The sequence below is a fragment of the Paenibacillus sp. FSL K6-1230 genome (genome assembly GCF_038002385.1).
GTDB classification, from domain to species: Bacteria; Bacillota; Bacilli; order Paenibacillales; family Paenibacillaceae; genus Paenibacillus; species Paenibacillus massiliensis.
Window position 1 is genome coordinate 5,579,507 of sequence record NZ_JBBOCK010000001.1, and the last position, 20,612, is coordinate 5,600,118.

The window sequence follows — 20,612 nt, forward strand, 5'->3', positions numbered from 1 at the left end:
CTTTGACTTTCTTTGACTTTGTTTTTATTATAACATAATTTTCTCATTTGCCAAGTCATCCTGTTTTTATTTTTTGCACTTTTTGGCGTTCTTAATCGTTCCAGAGAGGTTTCGCCGCAAATCGTTCCAAATATAAAACACAGGCCCCTAACATAGGAGCCTGTGTTATTGAACTTATTTATGCTAAACTATACAATTCTGCAACTTTGAAAGGGTCCGCTTAGAAGTGATCCATTAAATGAGTAGTAGCTTGTGGTAAGCGCGCTGCCCATGTGGCAGCGATACTAGAGCTACCTTGGAGCTTTTCCCATGTGGACAAATAAATCGGATCCCTGTAGCCGATCATCATGGCAGTCAAAGCCTGAATGTCACAGGTGAGATCAGCCTTCTCTGCCTCTAGGTTGGATGGACGCCAGCTACCCTGACCACTACTTGAGATAACGATCTCCCAGACACCATCATTCCAAGGTGCATATGGATCTGTAAGTGCAAGCGTGAACCTGGTCTCCTCTGCAGCTGGAACAAAAGGATACTGGGACCAGAATGCAGATGCATCGACAATTCTACCCATGAAATAAGGAATAATCTCCTGTTGTATCCTCGGGTCTTGAAGCAGGTAAGGCATTGCGTCATCCATAGGAACGTATGTAAAGATGCCTCGCTCCACCATTGAATCGTGATTGGCTAAATAAGTCCATAGCCCACGTCTAGCCCGTTCAGTGGTGAAGACCAATTCATTACACAACAGCTCTCTATTTTCAATCTTATACAGCACGTAACCTTCAGGTTCACCCTTGACGTTATAATATACTGCTGTATAGCGGTGGTCACGGAATACCCGCTCCTGCCACCAGCTCTCACTACGTGCCAAGGTTCCGTTATATCGACGTGCATAGACGTCATAAATTGAGCTTAAAATGGCAATATCACGAATATCCCGTCGGACCTCGCCTTCCTCCACTGTCTTGAGGGGGAATTTCTCCGCTGGAATCGTATACTTACGATACTCTGTATAGATTTCCCACCCGAATTTGCGATAGAACGGGAAAGAGAATGGGTGTAAAAATGATAGAGTCTGACCAGCACGCTTCATTTCCTCAAGGGCATGGACTAGTAGTCGGGACACCATTCCCCCACGCCGTTTCTCTGGCCAAGTCGCTACCCCAGCGATTCCTCCCATCAGAAAGGTCTGTCCATGAATATAAGTCTCCAGAGGTATTATAGTAAGCTTTGCCTGTAAATCCTCGCCCTGAAATATCCCCCAGCTATCCTCCGGCTTAAATCGCTTCTGTATAGTCTCACGTTGCTCTTCTGTTAATCGAGCCTGAAATGCATACTCTGACAAGGCCATATTTTTATCAAACTCATCTGCCCTGAATTGTCTAATAATCATTGGTCCACCTCAATTCTGATTTTTATCCAGCAGACTTTAGCATTCACATGCGTGACCGTATCATCTGGCACACTACATGAGTGTCTCAAAGCTGTGAAAGGAAGTCAATTCATCCGCAAAAACTATTGGGAGCCATTGAGGAACTCTATACATTATTTACCTAATCACTATCTGGTGTTAACCATTCGCTTATGCTCACTTCGTACAATGAGCCATGTAAACAAAATTCAGAATATAGGAGTGATGTGAAATGAACAAGTGGAAAAAGATAACCCTGTCATTCATGCTCGGCTTGGTAGCCTGGGGAGGTAGTATTACTGGTATTGGAGGACTAGAGACTGCCAAGGTATCTGCCGCTGCCAATGCCATTCCCTCCTACGAGGTTAAATTTCTGGTAGACCCAGCGCTCGTATTAAACGAGAATGGAAATCCAAGCAGGGATGTCCTGAATACCTTCGGACTGGAAGCCAATGCAGAGGCTATTCGAGTAGAATATTTTGATACAGACCAGCTTGACCTCAACGATGAAGGCTGGAATGTTCGTTTTCGGAAAAAAGAAGACAAATCCAATTATGAGTTAACCTACAAAAAACGCTATCCCATCCTAAACGGCGATGTAGAAGCTGCTCTTACGCTAGCCAACAAAGAGGGATTCGATGCGTCCGATGATAACTATGATGCTGAGATTGATTGGGGATATGGCAAGCAGACGCTAAGCTTTTCTAATACCAAAAAAGTAGACACTAAAGATAAAGGAGCCGTATTGCCATCCGAAGAGAAGGCGCTGGAGATGCTGCTGGACAAGCTGCCTGGAAAATTAAAAGACTGGTCCTCCTCTAATTGGGGTAAGAAGAGACTGAATGACTCACGCGCTTATGGTCCATTAACCTTCGAACGCTATAAAGGGACCTGGAACGGGCAGGAGATGACTCTTGAAGTATGGCCTGTTCGCAACGAGGCAGGTACCGGCATTGAGCCGATCGTCGAAATTTCGTTTAAGACGGATGATCCGGCAACTGCAGCAGACATGCGCCACGAATTATTAGATGAGCTTGACACACAAGGGTGGCTTATTCCAGCAGACGGACTAAAGACACAACAAATTCTAGAGCGTTACTAGTAGCAAAGGCGATTTGTAGAAAAAGGGCCTGTTCCGTGGCTATTATATACGGCTATTCGGAACAGGTCCTTATAACTTGCATAAGAAAAGCGTCTATTGACGTAATATCACAGAAAAAAAACCACCACCGAAAATCGGCAGTGGTTCTTGTGCTTGGCGGCGTCCTACTCTCCCAGGACCCTTCGGTCCAAGTACCATCGGCGCTGGAGGGCTTAACGGTCGTGTTCGGGATGGGTACGTGTGGAACCCCTCCGCTATCGCCACCAAACGTGATTTTTCGAAGCTACGCTTCTTGAAATCGCTGTGAGAAAATATCATTCCTCTGCCGTGTGACTAACACGGCATGCAAGACATTCGGTACAACACATTTGTGTGTATGAATGTTGCAGCATATCATTCAAGGTGTTACACCCTGAAAACTGGAACCGAAACGAATCATTGCATTTTACTTATAGGATAAGCCCTCGACCGATTAGTACTGGTCAGCTCCATGCATTACTGCACTTCCACCCCCAGCCTATCTACCTCGTCGTCTTCAAGGGGTCTTACTAATTGGGAAATCTCATCTTGAGGGGGGCTTCACGCTTAGATGCTTTCAGCGCTTATCCCGTCCGTACATAGCTACCCAGCGGTGCTCCTGGCGGAACAACTGGTACACCAGCGGTACGTCCATCCCGGTCCTCTCGTACTAAGGACAGCTCCTCTCAAATTTCCTACGCCCACGACAGATAGGGACCGAACTGTCTCACGACGTTCTGAACCCAGCTCGCGTACCGCTTTAATGGGCGAACAGCCCAACCCTTGGGACCTACTTCAGCCCCAGGATGCGATGAGCCGACATCGAGGTGCCAAACCTCCCCGTCGATGTGGACTCTTGGGGGAGATAAGCCTGTTATCCCCAGGGTAGCTTTTATCCGTTGAGCGATGGCCCTTCCATGCGGTACCACCGGATCACTAAGCCCGACTTTCGTCCCTGCTCGACTTGTAGGTCTCGCAGTCAAGCTCCCTTCTGCCTTTGCACTCTTCGAATGATTTCCAACCATTCTGAGGGAACCTTGGGGCGCCTCCGTTACTCTTTAGGAGGCGACCGCCCCAGTCAAACTGCCCACCTGACACTGTCCCCGTACCGGATTACGGTACCAGGTTAGAACCTAGATACGATCAGGGTGGTATCCCAAGGACGCCTCCACAGAAGCTTGCGCTCCTGCTTCAACGGCTCCCACCTATCCTGTACAGATCGTACCCAAATTCAATATCAAGCTGCAGTAAAGCTCCATGGGGTCTTTCCGTCTTGTCGCGGGTAACCTGCATCTTCACAGGTATTAAAATTTCACCGGATCTCTCGTTGAGACAGCGCCCAAGTCGTTACGCCATTCGTGCGGGTCAGAATTTACCTGACAAGGAATTTCGCTACCTTAGGACCGTTATAGTTACGGCCGCCGTTTACTGGGGCTTCGGTTCATAGCTTCGCCTTGCGGCTAACCACTCCCCTTAACCTTCCAGCACCGGGCAGGCGTCAGCCCGTATACTTCGCCTTGCGGCTTCGCACAGACCTGTGTTTTTGCTAAACAGTCGCTTGGGCCTTTTCACTGCGGCCCCCTCGGGCTATTCACCCTACCGAGGCACCCCTTCTCCCGAAGTTACGGGGTCATTTTGCCGAGTTCCTTAACGAGAGTTCTTCCGCGCGCCTTAGAATTCTCTTCTCGCCTACCTGTGTCGGTTTGCGGTACGGGCACCTTCACCTGACTAGAGGCTTTTCTTGGCAGTGTGAGATCATGACCTTCGCTACTGTAATTTTCACTCCCCATCACAGCCCAGCCTTACGATGTGCGGATTTGCCTACACATCAGCCTCACTGCTTGGACGGACATCCATCAGTCCGCGTCACTACCCTCCTGCGTCCCCCCATCGTTCATAACGGTTTACGGTGGTACAGGAATTTCGACCTGTTGTCCTTCGACTACGCCTTTCGGCCTCGCCTTAGGTCCCGACTTACCCTGAGCGGACGAGCCTTCCTCAGGAACCCTTAGGCTTTCGGCGGATCAGATTCTCACTGATCTTTTCGTTACTCATACCGGCATTCTCACTTGTATGCTGTCCAGCGCTCCTTACGGTACACCTTCAACCTGCATACAACGCTCCCCTACCCCTGATGCAAGCATCAAGCCATAGCTTCGGTGGTGTGTTTAGCCCCGTTACATTTTCGGCGCAGAGTCACTCGACCAGTGAGCTATTACGCACTCTTTCAATGGTGGCTGCTTCTAAGCCAACATCCTGGTTGTCTGTGCAACTCCACATCCTTTCCCACTTAACACACACTTGGGGACCTTAGCTGATGGTCTGGGCTGTTTCCCTTTTGACAATGGATCTTAGCACTCACTGTCTGACTCCCGGAACTAAGTCTATGGCATTCGGAGTTTGACTGAGCTTGGTAACCCTTGCGGGCCCCGCACCCAATCAGTGCTCTACCTCCACGACTCTCTTTTCCGAGGCTAGCCCTAAAGCTATTTCGGGGAGAACCAGCTATCTCCGGGTTCGATTGGAATTTCTCCGCTACCCCCACCTCATCCCCGCACTTTTCAACGTGCGTGGGTTCGGGCCTCCAGTGCGTGTTACCGCACCTTCACCCTGGACAGGGGTAGATCACCCGGTTTCGGGTCTACGTCCACGTACTATAGTCGCCCTATTCAGACTCGCTTTCGCTGCGGCTCCGGCTCTTCACCTTAACCTTGCACGGGAACGTAACTCGCCGGTTCATTCTACAAAAGGCACGCCATCACCCATAGATCGGGCTCTGACTTCTTGTAAGCACACGGTTTCAGGTTCTATTTCACTCCCCTTCCGGGGTGCTTTTCACCTTTCCCTCACGGTACTGCTTCACTATCGGTCGCCAGGGAGTATTTAGCCTTGGCAGATGGTCCTGCCGGATTCATACGGGGTTTCACGTGCCCCGCACTACTCGGGATCCGTCTCGGAGGGTGTACCATTTCGATTACAGGGCTTTTACCTCTATCGCGGGCCTTTCCAGACCTCTTCATCTAGGGTACACCTTTGTAACTCCGTGTGAGACGTCCCACAACCCCAGGAAGCAAGCTTCCTGGTTTGGGCTAATCCGCGTTCGCTCGCCGCTACTGACGGAATCACTATTGTTTTCTCTTCCTCAGGGTACTTAGATGTTTCAGTTCCCCTGGTCTGCCTCTCCTTTGGCTATGTATTCACCAAAGAGTGACTACCTGTTACAGTAGCCGGGTTTCCCCATTCGGACATCCCCGGATCGAAGCTTGCTTACAGCTCCCCGAGGCATTTCGTCGTTCGCCACGTCCTTCGTCGGCTCCTGGCGCCTAGGCATCCTCCGTGTGCTCTTATTAGCTTAACCATCGCTCGTATCGCATGCCGGATAGCTCTGTTGTCCCTTTCTTTCTCGATTGGACTAAGCCAGTCAGAGGTAGAAAGAAACTCCCAAAGGATCTTCCGTCATCCGATATTTCGCGTCACACTTATTACTTCACTTGCTTACACAAGTTCAGCTAAAAGATGTTCTAAAACGCAATGTTTCGTTTCGGTATCCAGTTTTCAAGGTGCAATTAAATTGATGAAATCGATTTGGTGGAGCCAAGGGGGATCGAACCCCTGACCTCCTGCGTGCAAGGCAGGCGCTCTCCCAGCTGAGCTATAGCCCCTCAAATTCCATCAAAACTGAACAAATGGACAAATGCTTTTGGCAGATGCTTCTGCCGATTTGAATGCTTCCGTTGCAGGAAGCGATTCTCCATAGAAAGGAGGTGATCCAGCCGCACCTTCCGATACGGCTACCTTGTTACGACTTCACCCCAATCATCTACCCCACCTTCGGCGGCTGGCTCCTTGCGGTTACCCCACCGACTTCGGGTGTTGTAAACTCTCGTGGTGTGACGGGCGGTGTGTACAAGACCCGGGAACGTATTCACCGCGGCATGCTGATCCGCGATTACTAGCAATTCCGACTTCATGCAGGCGAGTTGCAGCCTGCAATCCGAACTGAGACTGGCTTTTTAGGATTGGCTCCACCTCGCGGCTTCGCTTCCCGTTGTACCAGCCATTGTAGTACGTGTGTAGCCCAGGTCATAAGGGGCATGATGATTTGACGTCATCCCCACCTTCCTCCGGTTTGTCACCGGCAGTCACCCTAGAGTGCCCACCCGAGGTGCTGGCAACTAAGGTCAAGGGTTGCGCTCGTTGCGGGACTTAACCCAACATCTCACGACACGAGCTGACGACAACCATGCACCACCTGTCTTGAATGTCCCGAAGGAAAGGATCATCTCTGATCCGGTCATTCAGATGTCAAGACCTGGTAAGGTTCTTCGCGTTGCTTCGAATTAAACCACATACTCCACTGCTTGTGCGGGTCCCCGTCAATTCCTTTGAGTTTCAGTCTTGCGACCGTACTCCCCAGGCGGAGTGCTTAATGTGTTAACTTCGGCACCAAGGGTATCGAAACCCCTAACACCTAGCACTCATCGTTTACGGCGTGGACTACCAGGGTATCTAATCCTGTTTGCTCCCCACGCTTTCGCGCCTCAGCGTCAGTTACAGCCCAGAGAGTCGCCTTCGCCACTGGTGTTCCTCCACATCTCTACGCATTTCACCGCTACACGTGGAATTCCACTCTCCTCTTCTGCACTCAAGTCATCCAGTTTCCCGTGCGATCCGGGGTTGAGCCCCGGGCTTAAACACCAGACTTAAATGACCGCCTGCGCGCGCTTTACGCCCAATAATTCCGGACAACGCTTGCCCCCTACGTATTACCGCGGCTGCTGGCACGTAGTTAGCCGGGGCTTTCTTCTCAAGTACCGTCACTCCTTAAGCAGTTACTCTTAAGGACGTTCTTCCTTGGCAACAGAGCTTTACGATCCGAAAACCTTCATCACTCACGCGGCGTTGCTCCGTCAGGCTTTCGCCCATTGCGGAAGATTCCCTACTGCTGCCTCCCGTAGGAGTCTGGGCCGTGTCTCAGTCCCAGTGTGGCCGATCACCCTCTCAGGTCGGCTACGCATCGTCGCCTTGGGGAGCCGTTACCTCTCCAACTAGCTAATGCGCCGCAGGCCCATCCTCCGGTGACAGATTGCTCCGTCTTTCCTCACTTCTCCATGCGAAGAAGTGAATTATCTGGTATTAGCTACCGTTTCCGGTAGTTATCCCAGTCCAAAGGGCAGGTTGCCTACGTGTTACTCACCCGTCCGCCGCTAACTCTCAGGAGAGCAAGCTCTCCATCAAGTCCGCTCGACTTGCATGTATTAGGCACGCCGCCAGCGTTCGTCCTGAGCCAGGATCAAACTCTCCAATAAAGTTATTGAAAAGAGCGATTGCTCATTTTGAATCTGACGAGATTCATATCTCATTATATTACATCGTCCATTTGTTCAGTTTTCAAGGAACTTGTCTGACACATTCAATCGTCTGCGTCAGGAATTTGATAATATCATGTGTCGAACATTGTTGTCAACACATTTTATTTTTTGTCGTTTCCGCTCGATATATTTCATATCGGGGCAACGAATAATAATTTATCACATCCAACCTAACAAAGCAAGCTTTTTTTAATCACTGCCCTTTTACAATTGCCTAACCAAAATAATGCCCATGATGTTCTCCCCCACGCAAAAGTATTGTAGAGAGATATTCATTCCATTGATGTCTCAACAACATTAATAAAAAACGGCCCAGGGCAAGCCCGAGCCGTGCAGCATGTTACATTTACAGTTGCTAATATACAATTGTGAACTAAGGGTCAAAAAAAACCTCACTCGTATCTTCTACTCATTGCTCATTAAGCAAACGAATGAACTCATCTTCGCTTTCAATCGTATCAATACCTAGTTGCTTGGCCTTCGCCAGCTTGCTCCCCGCTTTTTCACCTGCGATAACAAGGTCCGTCTTCTTGGATACCGAGCCAGTAACATTCGCCCCAAGACGTTCCAGACGAGTAGTGGCCTCATCACGCGTGAGCTGATGGAGAGTTCCCGTAAGTACGACTGTCTTTCCACTGAAATAACTATCTGTCTGCACAGGCCCCACTGCCGCAGGAGCTTCTGCCTTGACACCAGCATTCAGCATCTTCTCAATGGCCGCACGAGTGAACGGATCTGCGAAAAAGGCCACGATGCTCTCCGCTACAATACCGCCGACATCCGGCAGTTCCACTAGTTCCTCGACCGTCGCTTCCATCACACGTGTCAGATCCCGATAGTGATCAGCAAGCATACGTGTAGTAGATTTGCCCGTGTTAGGAATACCTAGCGCATACAGGAAGGAAGCCAGATCACGATCTTTGCTCTTCTCGATCGCCGCTAGCAGATTATTCGCCTTTTTCTCGCCGAACCGCTCCAGCTTCAATAACTGATCAAACTCCAGGCTGTACAGATCAGCTGGCTCACGAAGCTCCAGCTCGTCATGCAATTGGATAGCGGTCTTGTCACTGAAAGTCTCGATGTCCATCGCATCCCTGGAGGCAAAATGCGAAATACGTGCAACGATCTGCGGCTTGCAGCCCAGCTTGTTGTCACAGAACAAATGCGCACCTCGCTGCTCCAGCGGGAAGCCGCAAGCTGGACAATGATCTGGTGTGACGATTTCCTCTCCGTCCTGCTCCTCCGTCACTTTTCCCAAAATCTCAGGAATGACGTCATTGGAACGTCGAATGAACACACGTGTCCCCAGTGCAAATTTAAGATTCTTGCGTTCTATATCTCCCGCATTATTCAAGGTACAATTCTGAACGGTGACGCCCGCCAGTTCTACCGCCTCCACTCGCGCGAGCGGAGTCACCTTGCCAGTACGCCCCACATTCCAGCTTACAGATTCAAGCACAGTGGTTGTTTCTTCTGCCTCAAATTTATAGGCAACCGCCCAGCGTGGGAATTTGTCAGTATATCCAAGCACTTCACGCGTACGCATATCTGTGATCTTCACAACAGCCCCATCGATCAGAAAATCAAGCTCGGATCTTCCCTGCTCGATCTCCGTCAATTGCTCGATGACTTCCTCAAAGCTATCGAAGTAAGTCAAGTAAGGATTCACTTTAAACTGGTTATCCTTCAGGAATGCCATCATTTCCTGATGGTTGTCAAATTGAATTCCGTCACTGTAGCCCACATTGTAAAAGAAAGCATTCAGCTTGCGCTCTGCCGTGACCTTCGGATTCAGGTTGCGCAGGGCTCCTGCAGCTGCATTCCGTGCATTTTTGAGTGGCTCCGCTGCGGTCTCATTATATTTAGCCAATACAGACAGGTTCATAATCCCTTCGCCCTGCACCTCAATCGTCCCCTCACGATAGGGAATGTTCAATGGTACAGACTTAATGGTCTTGACTTGCGCAAGGATGCCCTCACCCGTGACACCGTTACCCCGAGTAGAAGCCTGAACCAGTTTGCCATCTGTATAGGTTAGATTCAAGGTTAATCCATCGAACTTGAGCTCAATTGCATAGCTCGGTACAGGGAGTGGCTGATCCGGGTTTTTGGCATTGTAATCCGTAACTAGCTTGGTAACCCTAGCATTCCATGACTGAAGCTGCTCCGTATTTTGGGCCTTATCCAGGCTCCAGAGCGGAGCCAGGTGACGATGTGGTGTAAAGCCCTTCAGGATCTCACTACCCACGCGTTGCGTCGGAGAATCCGGTAGGCTTACGCCACTTTCCTGCTCCAAGCGAAGTAGCTCGTCGTACAATACGTCATACTCCTTGTCGCTGACCAAAGGCTCATCCAAGGTGTAATAATGATAGTTATAACGGTTCAACTCAGTGACTAGCTCTTCCATTCTGTGCATAGGGTCCATTAAGAAGCCACTCCTTTATTCATTATTCCACTTTGGTAATGGGGGCGAAGCCTGCCAACAGCCGCTTGACGCCCACTGGAGCAGGGAACGCAATTTGAAGCTCCGTATCATTGCCGGTGCCTTTGACTGCCACAATCGTACCTGTTCCCCATTTGCCATGCTGCACCTTATCGCCTGCGGCAAAGGAACCGTCGCTTGCCTTGCTTGGAGCTGCTGGCTTGGCGCCTGGGCCAGATACGGTAACCCGCGAACTAGAGGTAGAGGTTGCAGTGGAGCCACTACGACTCAAGGCATCGAAAGAGCGACTGCCTCCAAAATTGCTGTTTCCACTGGAGCCAAGACCTTTTCCAGCATAAGAGCCTCCGATGTTACTTCCACGTCGATAGCGATCCCTTGCCACTCCGGTATCTTCCTTAAGCTCCTCAGGAATCTCCTCCAGGAAGCGGGAGGGTGGATTCGCCGTAGTCCGTCCGAACAAGGTTCTGCTTTGCGCACAGGACAAGAATAACTGCTGCTCTGCCCGAGTAATCCCTACATAAGCCAGTCGACGCTCTTCCTCCAGCTCTTCTTGGTCCAGGAAAGCACGGCTATGCGGGAATACTCCTTCCTCCATGCCCACGATAAAGACAACCGGGAACTCCAGCCCCTTGGCACTATGCATGGTCATCAGAATGACAGAATCCGCCTGCTCCTCAGGATCATCATTCATGGAATCAATATCCGCAATGAGGGCAAGGTCCGTCAGGAATGACACTAATGACTTATCATCATTCTTGTTCTCGAATTCCATCGTCACAGATAAGAACTCATCAATATTCTCCAGACGAGCTCGGGACTCCAGTGTATTTTCCTGCTGCAGCTCCATTCGGTACTGGGACATTTCCAGTATCTTTTCCGTAAGCTCCGTCACAGACAGATACTCCACCATCTGATGTAGAGCCGCAATCATATCGTAAAATTCAACGAGCGCATTACGTGTGCGTCCCGCGAAGCCTAGATCATCCACAACCTGCAGGATTCGAAAAATCGAAATACCACGCTCAGCCGCAGCACCTTGCAGCTTGGCTACCGTAGTATCACCTATTCCCCGCTTGGGCACGTTAATGATGCGAATGAGACTGATATCATCATCAGGGTTGGATAAAAGACGTAGATACGCAAGCAGATCCTTGATCTCCTTTCGATCATAGAACTTCACGCCCCCTACAATCTGGTAAGGAATATCCGACTTGATGAGTATTTCCTCCACAACCCGGGATTGAGCATTTGTACGGTACAAAATCGCATGATTGCTGTAGTTCTTGTTAGCCTTAACGTTCTTCTGAATCTCCGAAGCAATGAAGTATCCTTCATCATGCTCCGAGTCTGCCCGATAGACCTTGATCTTCGGTCCGCCTTCTTTGTCAGTCCACAGCTTCTTGGGCTTACGTCCGCTATTCTGGGCAATGACTTCATTCGCTGCGTTCAGGATATTGGAGGTCGAGCGGTAATTTTGCTCCAATAGAATCGTACGTGCCTCAGGATAATCCTCTTCAAAATTCAAAATGTTCGAGATATCTGCTCCACGCCAGCGATAGATGGACTGATCACTATCCCCTACCACACAAATACGATGATGCTTGTCTGCCAGCATACGGGTCAGCATGTACTGGGCCCGATTCGTATCCTGATACTCATCGACATGGATGTATTGGAACTTCTTCTGATAGAAATCCAGTACCTCCGGCACTTCCTTGAAGAGCTGAATCGTAGTCATGATCAAATCATCAAAGTCCAGAGAGTTGTTGCTCTTCAGACGCTTCTGGTACATGGTATATACTTTGGACACAATCCCCTCGAAATAATCGCCAATCTTGCGCTCATACATTTCCGGGGTCACCAGCTCGTTCTTGGCTGCACTCATCATAGCTTGTACAGCCTTAGGCTCGAATTTCTTCGTATCAATGTTCTGGTCCTTCATACATGCGCGGATCACGGAGAGCTGGTCTCCCGAGTCCAGAATGCTGAAGTTCGAGGTAAAGCCAATTCGTTCAATATCCTTGCGCAGAATTCGAACACACATGGAGTGGAATGTCGATACCCAGATGTCCCGGCCAGCTGAACCAATCAGCTTGGATACACGCTCCTGCATTTCGCGGGCCGCCTTGTTCGTAAAGGTAATCGCCAGTATGCTCCAAGGCGGGGCCTTGCGCGTAGCGATCAGGTACGCAATGCGATGCGTCAGCACGCGTGTTTTTCCCGAGCCGGCACCTGCCATGATCAGTAGGGGTCCTTCTGTCGCTTCTACCGCTTGTCGTTGCGGTGGATTGAGACGTTGTATTGCCTCATGTATATCAATCGGCTGCATGTTACGTTGCCTCCCATTTTTCATAAACTTGAATAGATAATCCATTCTGAATCACAACAAATAACTACTAATCAACTAAGATAGCTACTATATAATTTGAAATTAACTACGTAAAACATCCTTGACTGCACTTACCGTAGTTAGTGCCTGCTCCAGATCATCGTACACAATGTTACCGACAACAACAGTATCTGCGGCTGCCGCTGCTTCTGCAGCTCGCTCTGCCGTAGTTATCCCGCCGCCATAAAATAACTGTGCCTGATCTAATGAGCGATGCACACGACGAACTGTGCTCATGTCTCCATATGTTCCGCTGTATTCCAGATACACGATCGGGAGGGACATCAGTCTGTCGGCTATTTGTGCATAAGCTGCTACTGCATCCGTATCAATCCGTGCATCAGCGCCAGTCAACTTGGCCACCGTCGCATGTTCATTTAATACAATATACCCCTCAGCTACTACGAGCTCCCACGGAATCATGTAGCCAAATCGCTCGATGCCCACACGATGCTGTCCCATAATCCAATTGGAATCCTGTGTGTTCAGCACCATCGGCACCATATACAGGTCAAAGCCAGGGACAACAGCTTCAAGCTCGGACACCTCCTGTACACACGGCAATTCATATCTGCGCACACGTGATAGCAAGTCAACGGTGTTTTCATAGGTAACTCCCGAAGAGCCGCCGATCATTATAGCATCTGTGCCTGACATGCAAACAGCATCCAGCGCTTCATCCGATATACTCTTGTCCGGATCAAGCTTAAATACATGCCTCCATGCTCTTAACTGTTCCTTCAAGCCTCATTCCTCCACGTTAACGGTTAACCTGCTAGGATTAGTCTAAGACAGCGAGGGGTGCAAGTCAATTTGATGTTCGCATTTTATACGAACAATTTATACCTATTCAGAATTAGACCCTCAGGATGCTGCATTACTCGCGATTCGTATGTAATAAACAAGTACCTTCGTTCAATAGTAAACCTATAAAAGACTAATCATTGGCAGGGCTAAAGGAATTAAAAAGACCTGGTATGAAAGGTCGCTTTATTTACAAGTCCTCAAAAGAAGGGTCCTCTCGTGCATATCCTTTCCGCTACTAGCTGGAGATGGGACTCGAAAAGCGCATAAATGTGAATAACTTCTTAGTTGGTGGTACATTTACTAAACGGAAAACTTAGCTTCTCAACATTTTAGGGATAAAGACTGAATAACAGAGGCGATCATACCGAATTTATCCCCGAGATAAACACAATCTGTGCACAAATTGTTTATAAGTAGGGATAACTTGTGGATGAGTATTGTGAATATTGTTAATAACCTGTTAACATCTGTTGATAAACTGTGACTAAGTCTTTAATCCGCATTCTTAGCACTCATTTCTGTGGATAAAAATTAATTCCTCCGTTTTCTTTTCCACAATAGCACCTCCACTTCAACACTAGTCGCACTTCACCTTGTTGTTACTTCGCTTATCTCTAATCGATCCCACCTCATTCCCACTAATCCTCACTTCTCCTTGTATAATGAACAGAAAGCAATCCTCCTTGTGTAACTTACTTGTGCATCAACATCTGTCCATGCGACAACAAAAAACCTCACCCGGCCTGAACGCCGTGATGAGGCTCAATAATAATCTAATATAGATAATGATCATGAGTGCTTGATAGCTTACGTACCATAGCTTGGTTACAAGCATAACTACCTCAAAAGCTAACTAAAAGATCTTTTCGTGCTTCTCATGATTAATATGCATTTTTGAAGCCATTGCGGATGGTCAGGAAAATAATTTTGATATCGAACAGCAACGACCAGTTCTCAATATAGAAAATGTCATGCTTAATCCGCTCCTCAATCGAGGTATCTCCGCGAAGGCCATTGCTCTGTGCCCAGCCCGTAATTCCTGGTCGCACGTGATGCTTGACCATGTATTTCGGAATTTCCTCACGAAACTGATCTACGAAGAACGGTCTTTCCGGTCGTGGCCCTACGACGCTCATATGTCCCAAGAGCACATTAAAGAACTGTGGAAGCTCATCGAGGCTCGTCTTGCGAATAAAGGAACCGAACTTTGTCCGTCTTGGATCATTCTCGATCGTCCAGCCTGTATCTGCTGCACCTGGTGGGAGTAATCGCATAGAACGGAATTTATACATATAGAATGTGCGACGGTTAAGCCCTACTCGCTCCTGCTTGAAAATAATAGGTCCGCGCGAGGTCAGCTTCACTCCGATCGCCACAGCCAGCATGACTGGTGACGTAAGTATAATCGCAAACAGCGAGAACACAATGTCGAAGGTCCGCTTGAACAGTCGATTAGCCGCGATATCCAGCGGAATATCTCTGACGTTGATCATCGGCATACCTGCAAAATTATCGAAGTAGGGACGTGCTGGCAGGTAATCAAAAAAGTCTGGAATGATCAGCGTGCGAACACCAGCTTTTTCACACTGATTAATGATTCTTGGATACTTGTGGTGAGCATCCAGCGGAAGAGCCAGAATGACTTCATCAATCATCAGTCGCTTTAAGGTAGCCTCAAGATCACCAAGCGTACCAAGAATCGGCTGATACAGACCTTCCTCCTCCTCAGACCATATACGCTTGTCATCGAGAAATCCGATTACCTCATACCCCAGATCGGGATACTGCTGGAGATTGGCATAGAATGTCTTGCCGAGTGTACCGGCACCAAGAATTAATACGAACTGTTTATTATAGCCCTTCTGACGAACAGCCTTTAATACCTTCTTCACGTAGTAACGGTAACACAGTATCAGCAGTACGTTAGCTACCATATAGATAGCCAGATATCCCCGTGAGATGTTGATCTCTTTCACAAAGAACATGACACTCAAGAGAACGAACAAGCCCACAACATGGGTCTGCAGGATCTTCATCAGATCGTCGGCATATCGTTTCTTACGAGTAGTCGTATAAAGCCCGATCATAATCCCGATAGACACCGCAATGGTCCCGTAGATCAGACTCCATCCACCGTACACCTCAATAGGAAGCGGCTGCTCATACGGAATGAGCCCGCTCTCGAACTTAATGAACCAGGCAATCAGGAAGGAGAACTGAATGACTGCGAAATCTGCCAAAATATACAGTTGTGTTAGGAAACGCTGATTTCTGCGAATCATGCTTTCACCTCGGTACGTGATTCTTCATGCGTATTCGACGGTCTGGGCGGTGCAGGTGCCCTGAAACGATTCATCGCCATGGCCATTGTATATTTCAGCGCAATGCCTGACCAGACAGCTATATTCGTAAGTAGATTATACCTGCTGTAATAATGCTTGCGATGAAACACCCACATCGCTCTATGAAACTCATAGATGATCTTTGGCGGACGCCGTCTGGCGCTGCCTCCCTTGATATGAACAATATATGTGCGTGGATAGTAGTAAATACCCCACCCGGCCTGCTTGATTCGGTAGCACCAGTCGATATCCTCACCATACATGAAGAAAGTCTCGTCCAGCCCTCCGACCTGGTCAATGGTCTCTCGACGCACCAGCATAAATGCCCCAACAAGCACATCTACAGGATATTCTTCATCCGGGTCCAGGTGCCCTAGCTGATACTGATTATACTTGGGATTATCGGGATAGCGCTTGGAAAAACCGAACGCATAATAAAATGACGCAGATGGTGTAGGAAAGCCTCGCTTGCATGCTTTATCCAGTGAACCGTCGGGCAAGATGACCTTACAGCCTGCTGCCCCGAGATCCGGACGGCTATCCATCAAGTCGACCATGGTCTCCAGTGTGTCCAACTGCATCAGCGTATCTGAGTTCAACAGCAGTATGTATCGCCCGGAAGCTACATCCATGCCCTGATTATTGGCTTTGGCAAATCCGGTGTTCTCTTCATTTGCAATCAGAGCCACTGCAGGAAATTGTGCGCGTATCGCCTCCACAGAGCCGTCACTGGAATGATTGTCAATCACAATGACTTCGTAGCTGAACCGGGTCTGTGACGCGTATACCGATGCAAGACAGTCCAAGGTTAGGCGTTGTGTGTTGTAATTGACGATCAATATGCTTACATCCATGAAAGCTAATCTCCTGACTTCATCATAATCTATCAATGATTATAGCATATTGTGCTGCGCTGTGACGGTAGAGATGCTCCATTGAGGGATTTTCGACACAGCAAAGAAACGTCTTACATCTATGTAGACGTTTCTTTGCGAGAAAAGTTCCAGCATCTGGAGGAAAATGCAGACTACAGCTTGCCCATTATGTAGACCAGCTTAAAAATAAAATGATCTGAAGCAGACTGTCTATAAAAAGGGGTCTGAAGAATATATTGGAGTCGTCGAACAGGGCCTTTGCGGTAAGCCCTCAGGAAGTTGTTGATGTCCTGCTGATATGTAGGCTTGACACGCTCTCCAAAGGTAGCCATAAATTCATCGGCCTGTATGCTGAGAATATATCGGTTTTTCCCCTTTATGAACCTTTTAATCCGTTTTACCCATTTGCTAAATAACCGGTCTGTAGCTCCCCCCAGCGCATTATGCTGATGCTGCCGATACAGGATGTAAGACTTCTCATCGAACACCACCTCACCAAAACAAGATACAGACAAATAGACCCACCAATCATGCATGATGACCTTATCCACTTGCTTGGGCATCTGTTGCTTGATCAGCAGCATGGCTTCACGATTCATCAGCATTGTACAACCTACACATACATTTTCAATCAGCGCGTTATAGGGGCTGAGCCTCTTCTCTGGCATAGGTGGCCATAGCTTCGTAGGATTCAAAGCCTCATCAGTCATCTGCGTCGTAGAGCAATACATTAGAGGACGTGTGTCAGCCTGTTCATTGGACAACTCAGTAGATAACTTGGAGTGAGCATTCAGCTTGTGAATCGCACTGATTAGCTTAGTAGACAACCACACATCATCCTGATCACAGAACGCATAGTAATCGTACTGGTCTAGGCATTGCTCTATTAGCTCAAAAAAGCTCCTCACCACTCCTATATTGGATGCTAGCATAGTCGTAATATGATTCGGGTATTGGCTTTCCCAATGACTCAGCCTCTCTAGTGTATTGTCTTTCGAGCCATCATCCCTGACGAGTATATGAAGATTTACTTCTTCTTGAGCCAGCAAACTCTGCATTTGCTCATCTATGTACTTCTCACCATTGTAGGTGGACATTAGGACAAGAACTGTATACAACGGCTGTCCTCCTCTTCTAAAACACAAATTAAAAAACACTCAACCTCACCCTTCAAAGTATATTACGTGTCTCAAGCGGCATGCAATCTACAGCTCCTTAAAACAAATAACCTCACCACTCCAGTTAACGCTGGAGGGAGAGGTTGCTTTCATAAAGAGTGTATGATTCGGTATAGGCTAAGCTGAAAGCTCCTTGAGAAAATCCTTCAGTGCTTCACGCCAAGGCCGCAAGTCACTGAAGCCATTCGTACGAATCGACAGATGCTCCATCACCGAATTAGCTGGACGATGAGCTGGGCGTGGGAACTGGTCTGTAGTGCAAGGGTGCAGTTCCGCTTGAATAGTAAGCCCCATAATGTCCCGAGCTTCCTCAAAAATGGCTTGCGTGAACTCATACCAGGTGCAGGCACCACTGCCTGAGGCATGGTATATTCCATATTTATCAGTAGGCATCAGCTCAGCCAAAAAATGCACCAGATCCACGGTATACGTGGGTGAACCCTTCTGATCGTGTACGACCTGAAGACTTGGCTTTTCCTGTCCAAGCTTCAGCATGGTCTTCACAAAATTATTGCCGTGTAAGCCGTACACCCAAGAAGTACGCACAATGAAATAACGTGAGGATAACGTCTGAGTATGAACCTCACCAGCTCGCTTGGATTTACCATAGATGGACTGGGGGTTCGTATTGTCATATTCATGATAGGCTTGCTCCGATTGGCCATCGAAGACATAATCCGTACTAATGTAAATGAGCTTTGCTCCTACCCGTTCAGCAGCGACGGCCAGATTACGTGTACCTACTGCATTGACACGATAAGCACCGTCCACGTCTGTCTCAGCAGCATCTACAGCCGTATACGCTGCACAATGGACAATAGCGTCTGGCTTAAAGGCTGTAACGGCATCTAACGTCTGCTGCTGGTCTGTAATATCGAGCTGCGCACGATCACTAGCAAGTACTTCGTGGCCTTGTTCCGTGAAAATGCGTACGGCATCTGTCCCCAGTTGCCCAGCCGCTCCCGTCACCATGACTTTCATCTATTGATCCCCCAAGCGGGAAGCATATTGCTGCTGGTAGTATGCTTGATAGTCTCCAGACTGAATGCGCGTCCACCATTCTTTATTGGCCAGATACCATTGGATCGTTTCTTTGATTCCCGTCTCAAAATTATGCTTCGGCTTCCAGCCCAGTTCATTCATCGTCTTGTTCGGGTCAATGCCGTAGCGGCGATCATGGCCAGGACGGTCCTCTACATAGGAAATCAACGACTCTGGCTTACCTAGCTCAGCCAGGATCGTCTTAACGATGTGCACATTGGTACGCTCATTGTTGCCACCAATATTGTAGACCTCACCAAGCTTACCGTTATGAATGACCAGATCAATGGCACTGCAATGGTCCTCTACATACAACCAATCACGGATGTTCAAGCCATCTCCGTATACAGGCAACTGCTGATCATTTAACGCACGAGAGATCATAAGCGGAATCAGCTTCTCCGGGAACTGATAAGGTCCATAGTTGTTGGAGCAACGTGTGATGTTCACAGGTAAGCCGAAGGTCTCATGATAAGCACGCACGAGCAAGTCCCCACCGGCCTTGGAAGCAGAGTAAGGGCTATTAGGCTGTAGAGGTGTCTCTTCAGTGAAGAGACCTGTCTCACCCAGTGAACCGTAGACTTCATCGGTGGATACCTGTACAAATTTGGTTACACCATACTTCTTGGCCGCATCCAGCAACACCTGGGTTCCCAGCACATTGGTCTTCACGAATACTTCAGGCTCCAAAATACTCCGGTCCACATGCGATTCAGCCGCAAAGTTGACAACAACATCAATCCCTTGCTGCATCAGTTGATCAATCGCCTGGGCGTCTGTGATATCAGCCTTTACGAAGGTATGGTTGGGATTTTGCTCGATGGATTTCAAATTCTCCAGATTTCCCGCGTAGGTAAGCGCATCTATGTTGATAATTTGATAATCTGGATGCTGCTGAAGCATATACATAACAAAATTACTGCCGATAAAGCCGGCGCCGCCGGTGACGAGAAGTTTCATAAAGTCCTCCATGATTACAAATGAATTTTAGTGTCCAAAACATCAAACTAATTCAAAATCAATCTCTTCAAATAGCGGATGTTTTGTATCTTTTTCAGACAAGATTACTTTAGATGTAGGCCAATCAATATTCAAGTTAGGGTCATTCCACAGTATCCCACGATCATGCTCAGGTGAATAGTACTCATCTACTTTATAAAGAACCTGAGTATTAGGAACGAGTGTACAGAAACCATGAGCGAAGCCTTTTGGAACCAGAAGTTGTCGCTTGTTGTGCTCACTTATTATTACCCCTACCCATTCACCAAAAGTAGCTGAGTCTTTACGAATGTCCACAATTACATCATATATCGCTCCCGATATCACCCTTACTAACTTAGTTTGGGCTTTGGGTGAAATTTGATAATGCAACCCCCGTAATACTCCAGCCTCTGCTGAGAGTGAGTGATTATCTTGCAGAAAATTATACTTGATGTCATTATCATGGAACAATTTATCATTATAACTTTCTGTAAAAAAACCTCTATGATCACCGTATACTGCAGGCTCAATTATTTTTGCACCGTCTAGCTTCAAAGAGATTACTTTCACATTTTTGCTCCTTTCACTTAAGCTCAGATATTTACCTAGAGTGTCTAGTTATAGTTTAATTATTATATTGGGTACATATATAA

Annotated in this window: 11 protein-coding genes, 1 tRNA gene and 3 rRNA genes; 1 reads left to right on the forward strand and 14 read right to left on the reverse strand. The window is 48.1% G+C overall.

Annotated elements, in window-relative coordinates; translation table 11 throughout:
* Positions 1-220: 220 nt before the first annotated feature.
* Entirely contained in the window at positions 221-1,393 is a 1,173-nt protein-coding gene (locus MKX74_RS24835; protein ID WP_341180096.1) for a GNAT family N-acetyltransferase, read from the reverse strand.
* 250 nt (positions 1,394-1,643) lie between these two features.
* Between MKX74_RS24835 and MKX74_RS24840 the strand changes: the two genes are divergently transcribed.
* Positions 1,644-2,513, forward strand: a complete 870-nt coding sequence (locus MKX74_RS24840; RefSeq protein ID WP_341180097.1) for a CYTH domain-containing protein — start codon at positions 1,644-1,646, stop codon at positions 2,511-2,513.
* Positions 2,514-2,664: 151 nt separating this feature from the next.
* Here the strand turns inward: MKX74_RS24840 and rrf are convergent.
* From rrf to rfbC, 13 genes are all read right to left on the reverse strand, one after another.
* A 5S ribosomal RNA gene (gene rrf / locus MKX74_RS24845) occupies positions 2,665-2,781 on the reverse strand.
* Positions 2,782-2,965: 184 nt separating this feature from the next.
* Positions 2,966-5,889, reverse strand: a 23S ribosomal RNA gene (locus MKX74_RS24850).
* A 228-nt stretch (positions 5,890-6,117) separates the two neighbouring features.
* Positions 6,118-6,193, reverse strand: a tRNA-Ala gene (locus MKX74_RS24855).
* A gap of 95 nt (positions 6,194-6,288) precedes the next feature.
* A 16S ribosomal RNA gene (locus tag MKX74_RS24860) occupies positions 6,289-7,840 on the reverse strand.
* The 16S, 23S and 5S rRNA genes sit together here with 1 tRNA gene alongside, the layout of an rRNA operon.
* Positions 7,841-8,312: 472 nt before the next feature.
* Positions 8,313-10,328: an NAD-dependent DNA ligase LigA gene (gene ligA, locus MKX74_RS24865; RefSeq protein WP_341180098.1), complete on the reverse strand. Its 2,016-nt coding sequence runs from the start codon at positions 10,326-10,328 to the stop codon at positions 8,313-8,315.
* 22 nt (positions 10,329-10,350) lie between these two features.
* Positions 10,351-12,675 (reverse strand): DNA helicase PcrA, encoded by a 2,325-nt coding sequence (gene pcrA, locus MKX74_RS24870; protein WP_341180099.1) that lies wholly within the window; start codon positions 12,673-12,675, stop codon positions 10,351-10,353.
* A gap of 102 nt (positions 12,676-12,777) precedes the next feature.
* On the reverse strand, positions 12,778-13,479 hold the full coding sequence (locus tag MKX74_RS24875; RefSeq protein WP_341180100.1) for a heptaprenylglyceryl phosphate synthase: 702 nt from the start codon (positions 13,477-13,479) through the stop codon (positions 12,778-12,780).
* Positions 13,480-14,423: 944 nt separating this feature from the next.
* A complete protein-coding gene (locus tag MKX74_RS24880) occupies positions 14,424-15,824 on the reverse strand; it encodes an undecaprenyl-phosphate glucose phosphotransferase (protein ID WP_341180101.1) in 1,401 nt (466 codons plus the stop codon).
* Positions 15,821-16,738 (reverse strand): glycosyltransferase family 2 protein, encoded by a 918-nt coding sequence (locus tag MKX74_RS24885; RefSeq protein ID WP_341180102.1) that lies wholly within the window; start codon positions 16,736-16,738, stop codon positions 15,821-15,823. The genes MKX74_RS24880 and MKX74_RS24885 overlap by 4 nt, the downstream gene beginning before the upstream one ends.
* A 173-nt stretch (positions 16,739-16,911) precedes the next feature.
* Entirely contained in the window at positions 16,912-17,877 is a 966-nt protein-coding gene (locus tag MKX74_RS24890; RefSeq protein ID WP_341180103.1) for a glycosyltransferase family 2 protein, read from the reverse strand.
* A 177-nt stretch (positions 17,878-18,054) separates the two neighbouring features.
* A complete protein-coding gene (rfbD, locus tag MKX74_RS24895; RefSeq protein ID WP_133569223.1) occupies positions 18,055-18,918 on the reverse strand; it encodes a dTDP-4-dehydrorhamnose reductase in 864 nt (287 codons plus the stop codon).
* Complete coding sequence (rfbB, locus tag MKX74_RS24900) at positions 18,919-19,938, reverse strand: dTDP-glucose 4,6-dehydratase (RefSeq protein ID WP_341180104.1); 1,020 nt, start codon at positions 19,936-19,938, stop codon at positions 18,919-18,921.
* 42 nt (positions 19,939-19,980) lie between these two features.
* A complete protein-coding gene (gene rfbC, locus MKX74_RS24905) occupies positions 19,981-20,529 on the reverse strand; it encodes a dTDP-4-dehydrorhamnose 3,5-epimerase (protein ID WP_341180105.1) in 549 nt (182 codons plus the stop codon).
* Between the last annotated feature and the right edge of the window lie 83 nt (positions 20,530-20,612).

What these genes read in the sequence shown, in the direction of transcription:
- ligA (WP_341180098.1), bottom strand. Translation starts at nt 10,328, where the DNA reads ATGGACCCTATGCACAGAATGGAAGAGCTAGTCACTGAGTTGAACCGT.
- MKX74_RS24880 (WP_341180101.1), bottom strand. Translation starts at nt 15,824, where the DNA reads ATGATTCGCAGAAATCAGCGTTTCCTAACACAACTGTATATTTTGGCA.
- MKX74_RS24840 (WP_341180097.1), top strand. Translation starts at nt 1,644, where the DNA reads ATGAACAAGTGGAAAAAGATAACCCTGTCATTCATGCTCGGCTTGGTA.
- rfbD (WP_133569223.1), bottom strand. Translation starts at nt 18,918, where the DNA reads ATGAAAGTCATGGTGACGGGAGCGGCTGGGCAACTGGGGACAGATGCC.
- MKX74_RS24835 (WP_341180096.1), bottom strand. Translation starts at nt 1,393, where the DNA reads ATGATTATTAGACAATTCAGGGCAGATGAGTTTGATAAAAATATGGCC.
- rfbB (WP_341180104.1), bottom strand. Translation starts at nt 19,938, where the DNA reads ATGAAACTTCTCGTCACCGGCGGCGCCGGCTTTATCGGCAGTAATTTT.
- pcrA (WP_341180099.1), bottom strand. Translation starts at nt 12,675, where the DNA reads ATGCAGCCGATTGATATACATGAGGCAATACAACGTCTCAATCCACCG.
- MKX74_RS24885 (WP_341180102.1), bottom strand. Translation starts at nt 16,738, where the DNA reads ATGGATGTAAGCATATTGATCGTCAATTACAACACACAACGCCTAACC.